The following is a 16,959-nucleotide window of genomic DNA, read 5'->3' as shown; positions in this document are numbered from 1 at the left end:
ATCTATACCGTTTCTATTCTAGAGAAACAAGGTTGTTTATTTAACATAAGCAAAGTTAAAATGCTTTGATCATTAAAACGTCTGCTAAAAGCATAAAGTTTCTAAATATGAAAAAATTAAAACATCTGTTATAAAAAAGACGTGTCACTTTCAAAAAAGCGTTAATTTTACAAACGGATACGAGATTAATATGATTTATCTTTTCCTGTCTTTGTCAATTTAATTATATATACTCATATTTTGTAGAGAAAATGAATGACAATTTCCCCACATATAACGATAAAGGCCTGACTTATTCCAAATTCAAAAGATTGATGAAGGGGTTGGATTCTAATCTCACTCCTGATGAATTTGAGAAAATAAGGAAAGTCATAAAGAAGGCATTGGCTGATGGAGTCTATGCTAAAGATCAGAAGATTGGTAGTATTACAGACCTTACAGTGAGTTCATCTATTATTCTTATGGAAGAGCTTGGGCTGAAAAGTGCTGCAATTCTGGCTTTATTAGTCTATCGTCCTGTGATGCACAAGTCGATATCGCTGGAAGAAGTATCTACGATATTTGGTAAAGATATAGCAAATATTGTGTCGGGGTTGATGAAGATCAATGCTTTGGAAATGAACGAGTCGGCTATGGCTTCGGACAATTACATAAAGCTGTTGATAACGCTCGCCGAGGATATGCGGGTAATTCTTATAAAAATAGCGAGCCGGCTCCATCGTATCCGAAATGCCGAAAAGTATAGCGAACAGCATCGATTGCAATTGGCAGTAGAAGTTTCGTTTCTTTATACTCCATTGGCACACAAGTTAGGGCTGTATAATATAAAAACGGAGTTCGAAGACCTTTATCTGAAATATACCGACAGAGAGTCTTATGACTATATTGTAGAAAAAATAAGTGAAAGTAAAGCTTCACGTGATAAATACATTGCCGAATTTATAGCACCGATAGATGCCAGACTGAAAGAGACCGGGCTGAAGTATGATATAAAGGGGCGTGTGAAGTCTATCTCATCTATTAATAATAAGCTGAAAAAGCAAAAGATAGATTTTGAGTCGATTTATGACTTGTTTGCTATTCGCATAGTCTTAAACTCCCCTTTAGATAAAGAAAAACCTGAGTGTTGGCAGGCGTATTCGATTGTAACCGATCTTTATACACCGAATCCCAAAAGGCTGAAAGATTGGCTTTCTATTCCCAAAAGCAATGGTTACGAGTCGTTGCATACCACGGTTATGGGACATGAATCCCGTTGGGTAGAGGTACAGATACGTACCCGTCGTATGGATGAGATTGCTGAGCGTGGATTGGCAGCACACTGGAAGTATAAAGGTGTGAAAAGTCAGTCGAAGATGGACGACTGGTTGACCGGGTTGCGTGAAATGCTCGAAAATAAAAGTCTTGATTCGGGTGAGAAATTGGAGAACTTTAAGCTCGACCTCTACGATGATGAGATCTATGTATTTACTCCAAAGGGAGACTTGCATAAACTGCCGAATGGGGCAACAGTGCTTGACTTTGCTTTTTCGATACACTCTCGCATTGGTTCTACCTGTGTTTCGGGTAAAGTGAATGGACGTAATGTTTCTATCCGCCATAAATTGTCGAACGGAGATCAAATAGAGATCCTCACTTCGCCAAATCAGTCGCCAAAGCAAGACTGGCTCAATTTTGTAACTACTTCGAAAGCGAAGAATAAAATACGCCAAAGCCTCAAGGAAGAAGCGAATAAGCAGGTAGAGATCGCCAAGGAGCAACTCAAGCGCCGGGTAAAGAACAGGAAGATAGAGATCAACGAGTCGATAATGATGCGTTTGATCAAAAAGCTTGGTTTCAAGACAATCACCGACTTCTATATTAAGATAGCAGAAGAAAGTCTTGATGTCAATTCTGTTATAGATCAATATCTTGACCTAGAGAAAAAAGAAACAGAACAGCATGATAAGCATGAGGCTATAAGTGCCGAAAATTACGTTGTATATACTCCCGAAACAAAGAAAGATTCTTCGAGCAAAGAGGAGTTAATTATAGATCAAAATCTAACAGGGGTAGATTATAAGTTGGCAAAATGTTGTAATCCAATATATGGTGACGAGATATTTGGCTTTGTATCCTCACAGGGAATAAAGATACATCGAGTAAATTGTCCCAATGCCCATGATATGTTTTCGCGTTTTGCTTATCGTGTGATTCCTGCCAAGTGGTCGGGTAAATCGGGCTCTACCTATACTGTTACACTGCGGATAATAGGGAATGATGATATAGGTATCATCAACAACTTGACCTCTATTATAGCCAAAGAACAAGGGATAAATATGCGCTCCATCAGCATCGACTCGAATGATGGACTGTTTCAGGGTAATATGTCGGTGACGCTGAATAATACAGATATGCTCAACGGGCTGATAAAAAAATTGAAAACAGTGAAAGGTGTGAAGGAAGTTAGTCGCCTTGCGTGAGTTGACATTCTTTATTTCAAAATATAGAGTAGCATGGATTTTATTCATGCTACTTTTGTTTTTTATTTATTGTAATTAGTTATATTTGAGGAAGGTAATCTGAATCGGAGTGGCTATGAAAAAAATAATAGTTGTTTTATCATTTATTATTCCTTGTTTGTGTTTGGGACAAGGGGGGCTTTTGGCTGATATAAAAATAGACAATAGAATGAAATCACTTTCAATTTTATCGTCTTTTAATTACCCTGCTATACTAGATATTTTAAGTCCATCATTCGAGCGAGGCTTTCGGATTATAATAGATATGCCTACTATTAAAAACTCTGTTCCACCTCTTTTTATTGTGGATGGAATAGTTATGGAGTCAGATAGTTTAAGTACTCTTAGTTTAGATGACATAAAGTCTATAGAAGTTTTTAAAGAAAATCCTCCACTGATATGTTCTAACCGTTTTAATGGTATTATTCTTATTACGACAAAAGGTAATGAGCCGATTGATTTAGATGATCTTTACGAAATAACAGTCCTTGATCCCGGTTATGAAACTTTCTTGCTTATGCAAAAGCCCAAAGAATTCTATTCTGCTTCTTCGTTAAAGATACAAAATGCAATGATGGTAAGCGAATGGAATTATCGTTATAGTCAGCCGCTGCACTACAATCCTGATATCTATGAAGTGAAAATTGATTATGAAGCAAATAGATATTATGGGTTAGAATTTGAATATCGTCTGTATATGTTTTTTAAGTTTATGGAAAAAGAGCATCGGATTGCTATATTGAATGATTCGCAAACTATCCTTTTATAATAATCTTTGAATGGTTTCGTTCTTTAGCTTTTCTCCTCAATACATACCAACACAAACTCTTTTTCGATCTTGTAATATGCTTTAAATTCGATGTGTTGTGGCGAACGAGTCTCTTTTGCATTGAATGTTCCTTTCCCTTCAGGAGTAAACTTACTTACAAATAAATTTTTTCGGAAATCAACGCCTTCGGTATCAAGGTACTTAAACATAGCTTCTTTTGCCGACCAGTGGAGTAGGAGGTGGATGAGTTCATTGTCCTTGTCAATATATTCCTTGTCAGAAATAAGACGACTTTGTACTCTTCTTATCTTTTCTGATATATACTCCACATCCAGCCCTATGGGTTTCTCTTTATTGATAGCTACAGCTACATAACCTTTGGTGTGGGACACGCTCATGTGATAAGATTCGTCTGCGAGAAATGGTCTCCCTGTAGTGTTGTAGCGCACTTCTTTTTCTTCACCAGTAAGTGCTTTTATTAATATCCTCGTTGATAATATTTCTAGTACCCTCGATTCTGCCTTTACTGTATATATATTCTGAATCCATTCGTAATGGGCAAGTAGAGAAAACAGCTCTTCGCTGGTTTCCTCTATCTTCCATATTCCCAATAGGGTTGAATCGGTTATATATTCTTTGTAATATAGCATAATTCTACTTCAAAGGTAGAACTTTTTTCATCAAATCGGTGAATATAGCAGCCATACGTTGTTGTATATACTTGTCTTCTCCGTTATACGGATGCCATCCATACTCTACACCATTTACCTTCTCGTTATTATGAGCATACAAAATGCTATATTGCTTTCCGGTAACGGGGTGTAGGTGATTTTTAGAGAAACCGATATATTTATCGAATTCTACAACCGGAAAGCCCCACTTATCGGCCAACTTGCGTATTGCAGAATTGTATATTATGCGTGCGTCATGCCAGTGTGTACATAAAACTATGATTGCAGGTTTTCCGCTCGGGGTATTATAATACTTTGAATTTTTATCAAATTTCAAATTGTAACAATCTGTAATGTAATGCTTGATGACATAATCGTATGCAGCGGCATAATTTGACCTGTCGAAGGGTGTCTTATAATCTTTATAGTTTTCTTTAAGACCGTTTTCACTGGCAACATCTTCATCGTGTACATGCATTATTACGAAAGCATCTATATCTTCTAGTTGCTGTTTTGTATAAAGCGTATCAGCTGCGATCTTATTTGCCGCATCAGCAATAGCTTCTCCCCCTATAGCCTTGTTTATGGGAGTAGCATCGAGCGTTCTGCAAGCTAATTCGAACCAACCGTTGTTTGATGAGGCAAACGATGCGCCTGTTAATAAGATAGTGTATTTGTTTTTTTCTGGAGATTGGGCGTAGATGTTTAATGCTCCTAACAAAATTGTAAATAATAATAGCTTTTTCATTTTTCCCTTTATTTTTCCGCGAAACTTTCTTTAATGAGTTTAAACAACCTCTCTTTATTATATAATTGAATTAATATTTTTCTATTTCTCTTTTTGTCTGTTTCGTTTAGAGGAGAGTCGATCTCTGCCTGAGTTATCTTTTCTAATTCAAATACAATCAGATTATGATTTTGAGCCCATTCTAATACTGGATTATGATAAGATAGGAATACCTTAGCTCCCAGATACAAAGATATAATAATGTTTCCTATGGCTTCTTGTCGCCAGTTGCCATATATTGCTACATTGATATTGATGAGTAGTTTGTTGTAATCTTCCAATGGCATGAAATTCATTAGAGGAGTGAAATTTTCTCCCAATAGCTTTTTTCCACATCTTACAACAGATTCCTTATATGCTTTATCTCCCGAATAGCTCAAAGGGACGACAATTTTTCTGTCTCCTATTTGCAATTTGGATAAGATACTCATCGCATACTCATGATTATTAGTCATTGAAGCTGAGTTGCCAATCTGAATATTTTGGCCTTCAATATGCATTTCCATTAATTCTTCTCCTAAAATGACATCAATAGGATAGTAAAAGAAATCTTTCCAAGGAATATGTTTTAGTTTTGGATAGTATTTTAATAATATATTGTAGTCGTTTTCTGTAGTATCTGTTACAATATATTGAACTCTTTTATCTATAAAGTAAATGTTCTGCTTGGTTCTGATTTGCTCTTTTATCCTGTTGTAGGGGGTTAATAAGAGGTTTTTTAATTTTGGGGATTTATGATAGCTACTTTGTTTGTCGATCATCTTAAAACCCCTTGGCTCCAAAAGTTTGTTGTATAAATCAGCACCCCATATAATCCAGTACACAGTAGGTTTTGAAGGATAGAAGGTTTGTATGAATTTTATCTTTCTACTATTCATATAATGAATGATGATAGATGTAATATCACAATCTTTTCTTACTCTTTCAAAATCAAGAAACGATATTACATTATCTCCATTTCGTACAAATTTGAACTTTTTACGGGTAAAAACAACAAATAAATTTTCTCCCGGGAATACAGTTTCAAAAACGTCAATAGTACGATTAATTATTTTCTCATCATGTACCAGATGAAGGATCATAGCTTATGGGTATAAAATTCTTTAATCTTATCTATTATAAAGTCAATTTCTGCATTACTTAATTCGTAATAGAAAGGAAGCCTTATAAGATTATCGGAGTAAAGGTCTGCATAGGGCAAATCTGCTTGATATCCTTTTTCCTGCATATAATCACTTTTGTGTAGAGACAAATAATGAAATGTCGCTTTTATATCGTTTTGAGAAAGATGATTTATCAAGCTACTACGTTCAGCAAACGAATCGCATACAAAATAAAACATATGTGCATTATTGCTTGCATAGTCGGGAATGTCTTGTATTCTGTCTTTGAGTGTATCCTTTAGCCTGTCATAATATCTCTTCCAAATTGCTTTTCGTTTTTGCTGTATCTCTTCTGCTGATTCAAGTTGAGCCCAAAGGAAGGCTGCTACATAGTCTGCCGGAAGAAAGGAAGACCCTAAATCTTTCCATCCGTATTTATTTATTTCCCCACGGAAGAATTCCGCCCTATTAGTGCCCTTTTCCCAAACTATTTCTGCTCTTTTGATAAATCTGTCATCATTAATTACTAATAATCCACCTTCTCCACATTGTATATTTTTGGTTTCATGAAAAGAAAATGCCGCCAGGTGTCCTATCGATCCGAGAGGTTTACCTTTATAGTAACTGCCAAATCCTTGTGCTGCGTCTTCTATAACTAATATATTATACTTGTCTGCTATCTCCATAATGACATCCATATCACAAGCTATGCCAGCATAGTGAACAACAACGATGGCTTTTGTTCGAGATGTTATTAGATTTTCCAATTTGCGTTCATCTATACAGGGGTTTTCTTTTTTGCTATCAGCAAATACAATTTTGGCTTTTTCTCTAACAAAAGCTAAGGCAGAGGAAACGAATGTATACGATGGAACAATTACCTCGTCTTCCGGATTTAGCTTGCATAATATAGCACACATTTCCAGAGCATCGGAACAAGATGTTGTGAGGAGACATTTTTTTGCAGAGAGCATTTTCTCGAAATAAGATTCACATTTCTTTGTGAAATATCCATCTCCACAGAGCTTCAGGTTGTTGAGGCTTGTTTGGATGTGGTCTAATTCCTTCCCTGTAAGGTGAGGCTTATTAAAATTTATCATAAATCTAAGTTCAGTTCAGTAGTTAAATGATCGCGCAAAAGTAATTAAAATTTATACAATTGGAGTTTATCTAAACTTATAAATATAAAAAATAGGAAAGTGGGTTCAAAAAGAAGAGGGAAGGTTGAACATTCAACCTTCCCTCTTCTTTTATTAGGCTGCACTTTTAGTCTATATAAGCTAAAACCTGATTCTTTTGAACTTTTGCGCCTTGTTTTGTTTCTATTTGGATAATCTTTCCTGAAGTAAGAGCTTTTACTTCTTCGATACCATAATAAGTTTGAACAAAACATACAACATCACCTTCTTTTACGGATGTGCCAACAACAGGAGCGGTAGAAACATCGTCTACATCCACTTGCCAAATAACTTGTCCGCTAACTGTAGCTTGAAGAGGTTTTGCTTCCGGATATTTAGCTTTAATCGCTTCCGCATCAAATGCAGGTACTTCTACTACCTGACGTGTTACGATTATTGGAGCACCGGCTTTTTCCTTTTCTTTTTCAAGGTCTATATTGAAACGTTCTTTTGCCAATCCTGATTTGTAGTCACGGTATTGACGGTCGTGCATTGCTAATTCAAACAATTCTTCGTCATCTTGTCCGTAATCCCAGCCGTTTTCATCCATTTCTTTGCGATATGAATCAAGAGCGTCAGGGTATTCATCCTGTGGATTGCCTGTGTAGAATTCAAGTCCTTTTGCCTTAGCCAATTCAACAATTTCTTCATCCAGCTTGCCAGGAAGCGTACCTGTTTTACCAAGTATCATATTCCAGCTGTCTTTGTCGATGTTAGAGAAACGAGGTTGTCCCTGAGCCATCGAGAATATATTCATCAATGCAATATTTTTCACATATTGGCTGAATGGTGTTACGAGTGGCGGATAACCAAGTTTAGGCCATATATATTCTACTTCTTCGAATAATTGTACTACAAGATCATTCAACGTAACTTCAGCTTTACCATTATTGCGAAGGGCCATATTGATAGCCGAATGCATACCTCTAAGGTCGGCCATCATAGAGCCCATCATACCTCCCGGAAGACCGCAGCCTACAAGTAGAGATGTCATTATTTTGTTTGAAGGGTCGATCCAATATCCTAAGAAATCGTCTATGAATGATTGCGTCAATGCGCGAGCTTCCATATAAGCGCTCATATTGATATCAGGTACAGAGAATCCTGCATTTTTGAGCATTGCCTGTATTGTGATAATATCAGGGTGCACCATTCCCCATGCTAAAGGTTCGATTGCTGTATCTACATAGTCAGCACCTGCACGTGCAACTTCGAGCATAGAAGCTACAGAGAAACCCGGGCCTGTGTGTCCATGATACTGAATCGGAATATTTGGATGGCGGTCTTTTAGTGCTTTCACTAATTTACCTAGGAAAGCAGGACGTCCTACACCGGCCATGTCTTTTAAGCATAATTCGTCAGCTCCAAACTCTACTAGTTTGTCAGCAAAGTTTACATAGTATTCTACTGTATGGATAGGGGACGAAGTAATACAAAGAGCAGCCTGAGAAATCATGCCGGCTTCTTTTGCATATTTTACAGAAAGTTCAAGGTTGCGGGGGTCATTCAATCCATCAAACGAACGAGAGATATTAGTCCCTTGTGCATGTTTTACTTTAAACATCAATTGACGAACATCTTTTGGAACAGGGTACATGCGTAGAGCATTTAATCCACGTTCAAGCATGTGTGTTTGGATGCCAACTTTGTTGAAAGGAGCTGTCCATTCACGAACTGCTTTGTTTGGATTTTCTCCGTAAAGCAAATTTACTTGTTCAAAAGCGCCACCATTCGTTTCAACACGAGCAAAACATCCCATGTCAATAATAACCGGTGCAACTTGTGTCAATTGGTCAACACGCGGCTGGTACTTTCCCGATGACTGCCACATGTCACGATAAACGAGGCTGAATTTAATTTCTCTTCCCATAACTTTTTTTAGGTATTATACTGATAAGAGTAACATAAAATGCAGGCTATGTACACTCTAAATATATTAATTCATTAATTGTATATCAATCCTTTAATAGCCTCACAAATTTAGCTTTTTATATCCGAATAAATAAACAAAAACAATATTAAAATTGTCAATTTGTCATAAAAAAAACGTAATCTTTCTATTTTTTGTTCACTACTTATATAGGCTGCACAAAGAAGATAAAAGTGCGCAATCTTTTTGATTCTGAATGTGAAATTAACCCTTCTAGAGAAAGAATGTGATTTTATAGTACTTATGCTGCGAATGGATTGAAAATCTTATCTGTATTTTTTGATAAAAAACGAAACCCTCATTGATAAGAATCAATGAGGGCTTACTTATATAAATAGATCTTTTTTTATCCTTTTAATGCTTTGTCCATTGCTGCAGCAGCTTTACGTCCATCACCCATGGCCAGAATAACTGTTGCCCCTCCACGAACGATGTCACCCCCCGCATATACATCCGGCAGGTCAGATTGCATTGTTTCCTGATTCACAATGATTGTTCCCCACTTAGAAACTTGAAGACCTTTAAACGTTGAAGGAATTAATGGATTTGGAGATACTCCAACACTGACTATTACTTCATCTATGTCGAACCATTCAGTAGCTCCTTCGATTGCGATAGGCTTACGACGACCAGATGCGTCCGGTTCACCAAGCTCCATCTTCTGTAGGAGCATTCGTTTTACATGACCTTTTTCATCACCTTCGTACTTAATTGGATTATGCAGCGTATAGAACTCAATACCTTCTTCTTTGGCATGTTTTACTTCCTCTATACGGGCTGGCATTTCTTCTTCCGAGCGGCGATAAATGATATATGCTTTTTCTGCACCTAAACGTTTTGCTGTACGTATCGCATCCATAGCAGTGTTACCTGCACCTATAACAGCAACTTTCTTACCCATTTGCACAGGGGTGTCACTTTCCGGGTTTGATGCATCCATCAGGTTGACACGGGTAAGATATTCATTAGACGACATCACTCCAATCAGATTTTCTCCCGGAATATTCATGAAGTTAGGAAGCCCTGCTCCGCTTGCAGCAAAAATTCCCTTGAAGCCTTTTTCTCTCAGGTCTTCGTGGGTAATCGTTTTTCCAACAATACAGTTCTTGACGAACTTAACCCCCATATCACGAAGTACATTTATTTCAACGTCTACTATTTCGTTTGGAAGACGGAACTCTGGTATACCATATTTAAGAACGCCCCCAATCTCATGTAGTGCCTCAAATACAGTTACGTCATATCCTCGTTTTGCCATATCTCCGGCAAAAGAAAGTCCTGCCGGGCCTGAACCTACGGCCGCTATTTTTATGCCATTGGCAGGAGCTAGTTCGGGTATAGCTACTTGTCCGCTTTCACGCTCATAGTCTGCCGCAAAGCGCTCTAAGTATCCGATAGCCACCGGCTCTTTTTTCATCTTTTGTATATAGATACATTTCGCTTCACACTGCTTTTCTTGTGGGCATACACGTCCGCAGACAGCAGGCAAGGCGCTTGTTTCTTTCAGCACTTTAGCTGCTTCAAGAAATTCACCACGCTCTATGTTTTTAATGAAGGTTGGTATTTGGATTCCCACCGGACAACCTTCCATACAAGTAGGGTTTGCGCAGTCGAGGCATCGTGCCGCTTCTGCCATAGCTTGTTCTTCGGTAAGTCCTAAATTAACTTCTTCTTTCAGGGAGTGGCTTCTGTATTCAGCATCCAACTCGGGCATGTGTACACGAGATTTTTCTCCTCGTTCTTTAGCCTTCATGGTTTTACGCAGTTCCTCTCTCCATGGTTCGCTTCGGCGTGCTTGTATATATTCTTGTTCTGTCATTTTTAGTCGTAAGTTGTAAGTAATTAGTTATAGGTAATAAGACTGAGCTGATATTTTTAATTTTACTCAATAATTAATTTAACTATAAGCTCTTAGCCTCATTAGCATTTCGTCGAAATCTACTTCGTGAGCATTAAACTCGGGACCATCAACACATACAAATTTAGTTTTTCCTCCTACCGATACACGACAAGCACCGCACATGCCTGTGCCGTCTACCATAATGGTGTTTAATGATGCCATTGTAGGAATATTGTATTTCTGGGTCAGTAAAGAAACGAATTTCATCATAATAGCAGGGCCTATGGTTACACATAAGTCTACTTTCTCACGATTAATTACCATCTCAACACCATTTGTAATCAATCCTTTGTGTCCGTAAGAACCATCATCGGTCATAACTATTACTTCGTCCGAGTATTCGGCTACTTGTTTTTCGAGTATCACAAGGTCTTTGGTGCGTGCTGCCAAGACAGAAATAACTTTATTTCCGGCTCTTTTCATCGCTTCTATAATTGGAAGCATTGGCGCAATACCTACTCCACCCCCGGCACAGATAACCGTCCCGTAGTTTTCGATATGGGTTGCTTGTCCTAGCGGGCCAACAATATCAGTTATATAATCGCCCACATTCAGTTCGCAAATCTTTTTTGAAGAGGCTCCTACAGCCTGAATAACAATAGTGATAGTTCCTTTGTTAAGGTCAGATGCTGCAATGGTTAAAGGTATACGCTCGCCTTTCTCGCCAACACGTACAATGACAAAGTGGCCGGCCTTACGGCTTTTAGCGATAAGAGGTGCTTCAACCTCAAACTTAACTACGTTTTCAGAGAAATACTCTTTGTCTACAATTTTGTTCATTAAAACATTAGTTTAATCCAGTATAAAGATAATACAGCTATTACAAACCAAAGAAGAATACCTAGAAGAAAGGTGTTTACGCCTGTTTTTTTTACTTCTTCCAGATTAATAGAGGCTCCGATAAAGAATAAAGAAATCATCATTCCTTTTTTTCCAAGCCAGCTGAGATGTTCGTTTGTTTCTGTCATTCCCGGAATATAGTTTCCTATAATGATAGCAACAACAAACAGAAATATAAACCAAGGTATTGTTATTTTCGAGGTTTTATTTTTATTAAAGAACGCGATGCATAATGCAAGCGGTATAATCCAGAGTGTACGTGTTAGTTTTACGGTTGTACCCACTTGCAGGGCCTGCTCTCCGTATGCCGAACATGCTCCTACTACCGAGCTGGTGTCGTGTATAGCTATGGCAGCCCAATATCCGAAATGGGTCTGATCCATTTGAAGCAGATGTCCGATAGCTGGGAAAATAAATAATCCTACAGCATTTAATACAAAAACAACAGCAAGTGAAAAACTTATCTCGTTGTTTTTTGCCCCCAAAACCGGAGCTACGGCGGCAATGGCACTCCCTCCACAAATAGCTGTTCCGCTAGATATAAGTAATGTTGTGTTTTTTCCTACTTTCAGTAACAAACCGAGTCCGATACCCGCTAAAACTGTTATAAGAACCGAACCCACAGTGATCATAAACCCTGTTTTCCCTGTTTGGATAACCTCATGCATCGACATCGAAAAACCCATGCATACAATAGATGCTTGCAGTAGATACTTTGTTAGCTTGCCTGTTTTAACTACTTCCTCCCCTTTATAAAAAAAAGCGAGTATTATACCGAGAAATAAAGCCAACGGTGCTGAGAAGAACGGGAAGAAACAGCAGATTGGTACAATATAATATAATTTGCTCAGAAGTTTTTGCACGATTGTCTATGCCTCCAATATTTTTAATGCTTTGTTTTCGCATTCAGTCATATATTCTCTTTCTCCGGGCCCTTTGTCATTGATCCCACACAGATGCAGTATTCCGTGTATTATAATACGGTTAAGCTCTTCATCGTAATTCGTTCCGAACGTTTCAGAGTTGCTTTTGACTGTATCTACACTGATAAAAATGTCCCCCGATATTATATCATCTTCACTATAGTCGAATGTAATAATATCAGTATAATAGTCGTGTTGCAAATACTGGTTATTTACTTCAAGTATTTTTTTGTCGGAGCAAAAAATAAATGAAATATCTCCAATCTGTTTACCATAAGATGTGGCAACCAGTTTTATCCAGTCTGTAGTTTTACGTTTCTTTATAGACGGAAGTTTTACTTCCTCTGCTTGATAGAGTATAGACATGGTAACTGTATGATAGTTTTATGTATAGCGATTTATTAAAAAATGCTATTAAAAATAGAATTTTAATAACTGCGCGATAAAGGTACAAAAATACAATGTACATTTACTGTATTCCATACTAAAATATATGAATTTGTTTTCGTTAAATGTTTTTTACTGTCTGTTTGCTGTGTAAATATATGATTCGATTGAAAATCGCGTTTTTATAAATAGGGTTCCATTTATGCATAACTTACTCAAAACTTTTATATGAGAAAATGTCTTTTTCTAGTCTTATTGACCTTTATCAGTAGTCATCTTTTTGCACAAACTTTAGTTCAAGGAACAGTCATCGATAAGGATAGCAACAAACCTATAGCGGATGTGATAGTACAGTATGGAGCCACTTCGAGAGACTATGTTAATACAGATACTAAAGGAAGATATGCTATTCCGACTGTAAGTGAAGATGTTATTCATTTCCAATGCATTGGTTACAAAGTGAAATCTGTTGCTAAAAGTTCACTTTTGATAAACCCTGTTGTTCGGATGGAATTGAATCCTGTATATCTTAACCCCATTGTTATTAGCCCGGGAGATGCAGATGCTCTGTTGGATGAAGCAATGCAAAACACGAAGAAGAAGCTCCTGCTCGATCTTCATCTGGGATACTTGTTGCACTTTCAGCAGACAAAAAAGTCGGATACATTGCAGAATGAAATATATATGAAGTATGCAACAACACTGAAAGATAAGGATCTGAAGAAAAATATGAAAAGGGAGAGAGTCCCTTATATGCTCAATATTATTGATATAAGGCGTGTGCAACGAACAGTGACTCCTACTTCGGAATTATACGGGGCAGAATACCATGCTTCACATCTATTTACCTTTGGCAAAAGTGAGAATAACGAAACTACACGTTCTTTCACATCTGATAGTTCATATATCGTTTTGCAGATAGAGCCTCTCCAAGGCAAGGATGGTTGGGCACGAGGTGAGATATTCATTAATAAAGATGATATGACTATTGCTTCTATGGAGATAGAGTCTATCGACTCTGTTTTGGCTAGTCAGCCGTATAAGCGGTATATGGGAAACCGAGTTAAAATAAAGAGAAAGGTCGGTCGTTTCTCTTTCAAAAAGATAGGAGATAAGTATTATATGTCTGATTGCTATACTTACTATCGTTTTCAGACCCTAGACGAATTTGGCAAGGAGGATGAGATCACTTACTTTTGTGATGTTGAGTTTAAAGGTGTCATAGAAAAAAAGCAGATGCGAAATCGGCGTTTGTCAGGGTTCTGTCAAGAGCTGTTTTATTTTCCCGACTCTACCGCCCGTGAATTCTGGGATGAAAATTTTGCTCAGGATTTGGAGACATATTATCAAGGATCGGGGATAGCTCCAACAAAGCAGGTGCCAATGAGTAAAAAAATATTTAATGTAGTTAAGTTTGTTGTTCCTGCCGTGGCAATAGCTCTTTTGGTAAAATGATATGAATAGCCTGAAGATAAAGAATGGTTGGAATTTTATAAATTATCAAAAATAGGTGATCAAATCACGCCTTACTTTGTTACATAAATAGTTAATACACAAAAAATAGATAATATGGAAAATCATGAATGTGACTTATTGAATGAAAAGCAAATACAGGAGTTAAAAGCTCTTAAACGCAAAAATAGGAGGAGAAATGCATTCTGGCTCTTAATGGGATTGCAGGTTGGTTCGCTTGTCGTATCTTATTATTTAGGACGTTCGCATAAATAATAGATTGATTATCGAACTAAACTAGAAATGCACCTTTTGCAAAAACAAAGGTTTATCGAATTAGTTTGTCGCTTCTCTTTTTTCCCTCTTTATCGCTTTCTTTATCATTATCATGCGTTCCAGCTCTTGTAATAAAGAACCGTCCTCAACTCTGATTAGCATCCACTTACCATCATGTAGCTGAGGTGTTTGATCGAATATCGTTGTGAAGATATTGCTGAAGGACTCCCTGTACGCATTAAAAGTTATAACTTCTTTCTTACCATATATAAGGATTACTGAGAATGCATCTTTTTCGGGAAGTATGGATACTAGTGTTTTACCATTCTTGCGGTAGCGAATAATTACCCCATAATTTTTCCCTCCAAAAGAAATCTCTTGTTCGAAGTTATAGTTTTCATTCAGAAAGTCAAGTAACGAATCAAAGGCTTGCACAGCTTCTTTCTGTGCAATAAACTCTCTTATCTCATCCATATTGGGCAATGGATCTTCCCTATAAATTCGTTCAGGTAATGGTGTATTCATAAACATCTTATTTCTGATAGTTGTAAAGATAACTATTTTTCGTTGAATTTTGGTTTTCTGCTTATAATTAAATGTACGACAAGACATAAGCTTACAAAAAAGGCTCCTGTAAATACAACGCCATTCCATCCATAAGCTCCCCAGGCCTTACCTCCTACGAATGTACCGATAGAACCTCCTATGAAATAAGAGACCATATATACCGTATTCAAACGATTGGCAGCTTCTGGCTGGGATGATAGTACAATTGTTTGATTGGTGACATGCATTGCTTGCAGCCCCATATCTAAAAGAATAATACCCACAATGATTCCTATATAAGTGCTATCGGCCACCCCAAACACTCCCCACGAAACGATCATAATGAAGGTCGCTATGGCTATAAGCTTGTTTTTGTTTACTTTGCCCGATGCTTGTCCTACAAGGGTAGCCGCCAGCGCGCCTGCTATTCCGAACAAGCCCAAAGATCCGGCCACATCGCTTCCCTGAAAGTAAGGAGCTTCCTGAAGTCTGAAAGTGAGGGTAGTCCAAAATGCAGAGAAAGAGGCAAATCCCAAAGCTCCCCTTAATGAAGCTAATTGTAAGCTCGGAATGCTTCTTGCATATCGTATAACAGATCCCATCAGTTGTCCGTAAGTGCCCTTAAAGGTTGGTTGCATATTTGGTAACATCCATGCAATGAGTACGGCAAGTATAATCATGAGTCCTGCAGCAATGAGGAATACATTTCTCCAGCCGAGATATTCTCCTACAACACCGCTAAAAACACGTGACCCTAAAATACCGATCAGCAATCCACTCATAACGATACCTACATTTCGTCCCTTTTCTTCGGGACGGGATAATTGGGCTGCTATGGGCACAAATATCTGAGGAACAACAGATGTAAGCCCGATACAAAAGCTTGCTGCGAGCATGACTATTAAGGACTTACTTAAAGCGAAAACGACTAATGACAGGATTATGAAAAAGAAATCGATAAGGATAATCTTTTTTCGCCTAAACATGTCTCCAAGTGGGATTATAAGTAATAATCCAGCAGCATATCCCATCTGGGTAAACATTGCGACCTTACTTGTTGCTGATTCAGATTCACCCAATTCTTTGGCTATAACGCCCAGTAGGGGCTGATTGTAGTAATTGTTGGCTACTACAAGGCCTGCACCTATTGCCATCAGCCAAAGGATGCTTTTTGATAAAAACAATTCGTTTTCTTTTTCTGGCATTGTTGTCAAATTTACTTTTATTCAGCTTAAAGCCTTTTATAGTTTTTACACCTTAGTCGTAGACTTTACGGTGATTTATTTAAAATATTGTGAAATACTTAAGTTGCATCTAAAGAGATTCTTATTGTCAAAAAGGTGACAAAGGTGACACTTTATTTATTGTTTTTAATTGTTACCTTTTTTCTGTTTCTAGTTTTGTCAAAGACTAAAAACAATATATAATATTCGCTATTGCTTTCTACTTAATAGATAATTTTATACTTATAAGATACTCTTTTTATGGGCTCGGTTTCGCCGGTTTTGGAGAACCTGCAGAACTAAAAAACATTTCTCAATGAAGTGAAATCTTTTATAAGAAAAGATATATTCTTATCTTGAGATTACAAAGAGAAGTTTGTCTACAAGATTATTCTATTATCTCTACTAAGAATCTTTGTATTATATAACTATCCAAGTTATATGTATGAATGAATAATATGATGCCTACAAAT

The 16,959-nt window shown here is 37.3% G+C and carries 15 protein-coding genes; 4 read left to right on the top strand and 11 right to left on the bottom strand.

All coding sequences use genetic code 11. From position 1 onward, the window contains the following. Positions 1 to 251: 251 nt before the first annotated feature. Both E4T88_RS15580 and E4T88_RS15575 read left to right on the top strand, forming a co-directional pair. Positions 252 to 2,462: a RelA/SpoT family protein gene (locus tag E4T88_RS15580; protein ID WP_135107061.1), complete on the top strand. Its 2,211-nt coding sequence runs from the start codon at positions 252 to 254 to the stop codon at positions 2,460 to 2,462. Positions 2,463 to 2,670: 208 nt separating this feature from the next. Next, a complete protein-coding gene (locus tag E4T88_RS15575) occupies positions 2,671 to 3,270 on the top strand; it encodes a DUF6146 family protein (RefSeq protein ID WP_135107059.1) in 600 nt (199 codons plus the stop codon). A gap of 23 nt (positions 3,271 to 3,293) precedes the next feature. Here E4T88_RS15575 and E4T88_RS15570 read toward each other — a convergent pair whose 3' ends face one another. The 9 genes from E4T88_RS15570 to ybeY all read right to left on the bottom strand — a co-directional run bounded on the left by E4T88_RS15570 (position 3,294) and on the right by ybeY (position 12,968). Next, positions 3,294 to 3,920: a 4'-phosphopantetheinyl transferase family protein gene (locus tag E4T88_RS15570; protein ID WP_135107057.1), complete on the bottom strand. Its 627-nt coding sequence runs from the start codon at positions 3,918 to 3,920 to the stop codon at positions 3,294 to 3,296. Positions 3,921 to 3,924: 4 nt separating this feature from the next. Beyond that, entirely contained in the window at positions 3,925 to 4,689 is a 765-nt protein-coding gene (locus E4T88_RS15565) for a DUF5040 domain-containing protein (protein WP_135107055.1), read from the bottom strand. Between the two features lie 8 nt (positions 4,690 to 4,697). After that, on the bottom strand, positions 4,698 to 5,810 hold the full coding sequence (locus E4T88_RS15560; RefSeq protein WP_135107053.1) for a TDP-N-acetylfucosamine:lipid II N-acetylfucosaminyltransferase family protein: 1,113 nt from the start codon (positions 5,808 to 5,810) through the stop codon (positions 4,698 to 4,700). Further along, positions 5,807 to 6,931: a dTDP-4-amino-4,6-dideoxygalactose transaminase gene (rffA, locus tag E4T88_RS15555; protein ID WP_135107051.1), complete on the bottom strand. Its 1,125-nt coding sequence runs from the start codon at positions 6,929 to 6,931 to the stop codon at positions 5,807 to 5,809. Before rffA ends, E4T88_RS15560 begins: the two co-directional genes overlap by 4 nt. Before the next feature lie 166 nt (positions 6,932 to 7,097). Further along, positions 7,098 to 8,879 carry a hydroxymethylglutaryl-CoA lyase-like TIM-barrel protein gene (locus tag E4T88_RS15550; RefSeq protein ID WP_006842002.1) on the bottom strand — a complete coding sequence of 594 codons (1,782 nt, stop codon included), beginning with the start codon at positions 8,877 to 8,879 and terminating at the stop codon, positions 7,098 to 7,100. A 406-nt stretch (positions 8,880 to 9,285) separates the two neighbouring features. Continuing rightward, on the bottom strand, positions 9,286 to 10,758 hold the full coding sequence (gene gltA / locus E4T88_RS15545; RefSeq protein ID WP_135107049.1) for an NADPH-dependent glutamate synthase: 1,473 nt from the start codon (positions 10,756 to 10,758) through the stop codon (positions 9,286 to 9,288). 78 nt (positions 10,759 to 10,836) lie between these two features. Continuing rightward, complete coding sequence (locus E4T88_RS15540; RefSeq protein ID WP_135107047.1) at positions 10,837 to 11,619, bottom strand: sulfide/dihydroorotate dehydrogenase-like FAD/NAD-binding protein; 783 nt, start codon at positions 11,617 to 11,619, stop codon at positions 10,837 to 10,839. Further along, on the bottom strand, positions 11,619 to 12,542 hold the full coding sequence (locus E4T88_RS15535) for a YeiH family protein (protein WP_135107045.1): 924 nt from the start codon (positions 12,540 to 12,542) through the stop codon (positions 11,619 to 11,621). The genes E4T88_RS15540 and E4T88_RS15535 overlap by 1 nt, the downstream gene beginning before the upstream one ends. Before the next feature lie 6 nt (positions 12,543 to 12,548). Further along, positions 12,549 to 12,968, bottom strand: coding sequence for an rRNA maturation RNase YbeY (gene ybeY / locus E4T88_RS15530; RefSeq protein WP_135107043.1), 420 nt, complete (start codon positions 12,966 to 12,968; stop codon positions 12,549 to 12,551). A gap of 249 nt (positions 12,969 to 13,217) precedes the next feature. Here ybeY and E4T88_RS15525 point away from each other — a divergent pair, with 249 nt between their 5' ends. Both E4T88_RS15525 and E4T88_RS18020 read left to right on the top strand, forming a co-directional pair. Then, entirely contained in the window at positions 13,218 to 14,444 is a 1,227-nt protein-coding gene (locus E4T88_RS15525) for a peptidase associated/transthyretin-like domain-containing protein (RefSeq protein ID WP_135107041.1), read from the top strand. Positions 14,445 to 14,558: 114 nt separating this feature from the next. Then, positions 14,559 to 14,717, top strand: coding sequence for a hypothetical protein (locus tag E4T88_RS18020; protein WP_006842008.1), 159 nt, complete (start codon positions 14,559 to 14,561; stop codon positions 14,715 to 14,717). A gap of 60 nt (positions 14,718 to 14,777) precedes the next feature. On the opposite strand, the gene E4T88_RS15520 is transcribed toward E4T88_RS18020, so the two are convergent. After that, positions 14,778 to 15,242, bottom strand: a complete 465-nt coding sequence (locus tag E4T88_RS15520) for a DUF3788 family protein (protein WP_167755471.1) — start codon at positions 15,240 to 15,242, stop codon at positions 14,778 to 14,780. Positions 15,243 to 15,274: 32 nt separating this feature from the next. Continuing rightward, complete coding sequence (locus E4T88_RS15515; RefSeq protein WP_135107037.1) at positions 15,275 to 16,468, bottom strand: MFS transporter; 1,194 nt, start codon at positions 16,466 to 16,468, stop codon at positions 15,275 to 15,277. Positions 16,469 to 16,959: the final 491 nt, after the last annotated feature.

The organism is Dysgonomonas mossii (assembly GCF_004569505.1).
Classification (GTDB): Bacteria; Bacteroidota; Bacteroidia; order Bacteroidales; family Dysgonomonadaceae; genus Dysgonomonas.
The sequence above is the reverse complement of the archived record's forward strand: the minus strand, read 5'-3'. Positions and strand labels throughout refer to the sequence as shown.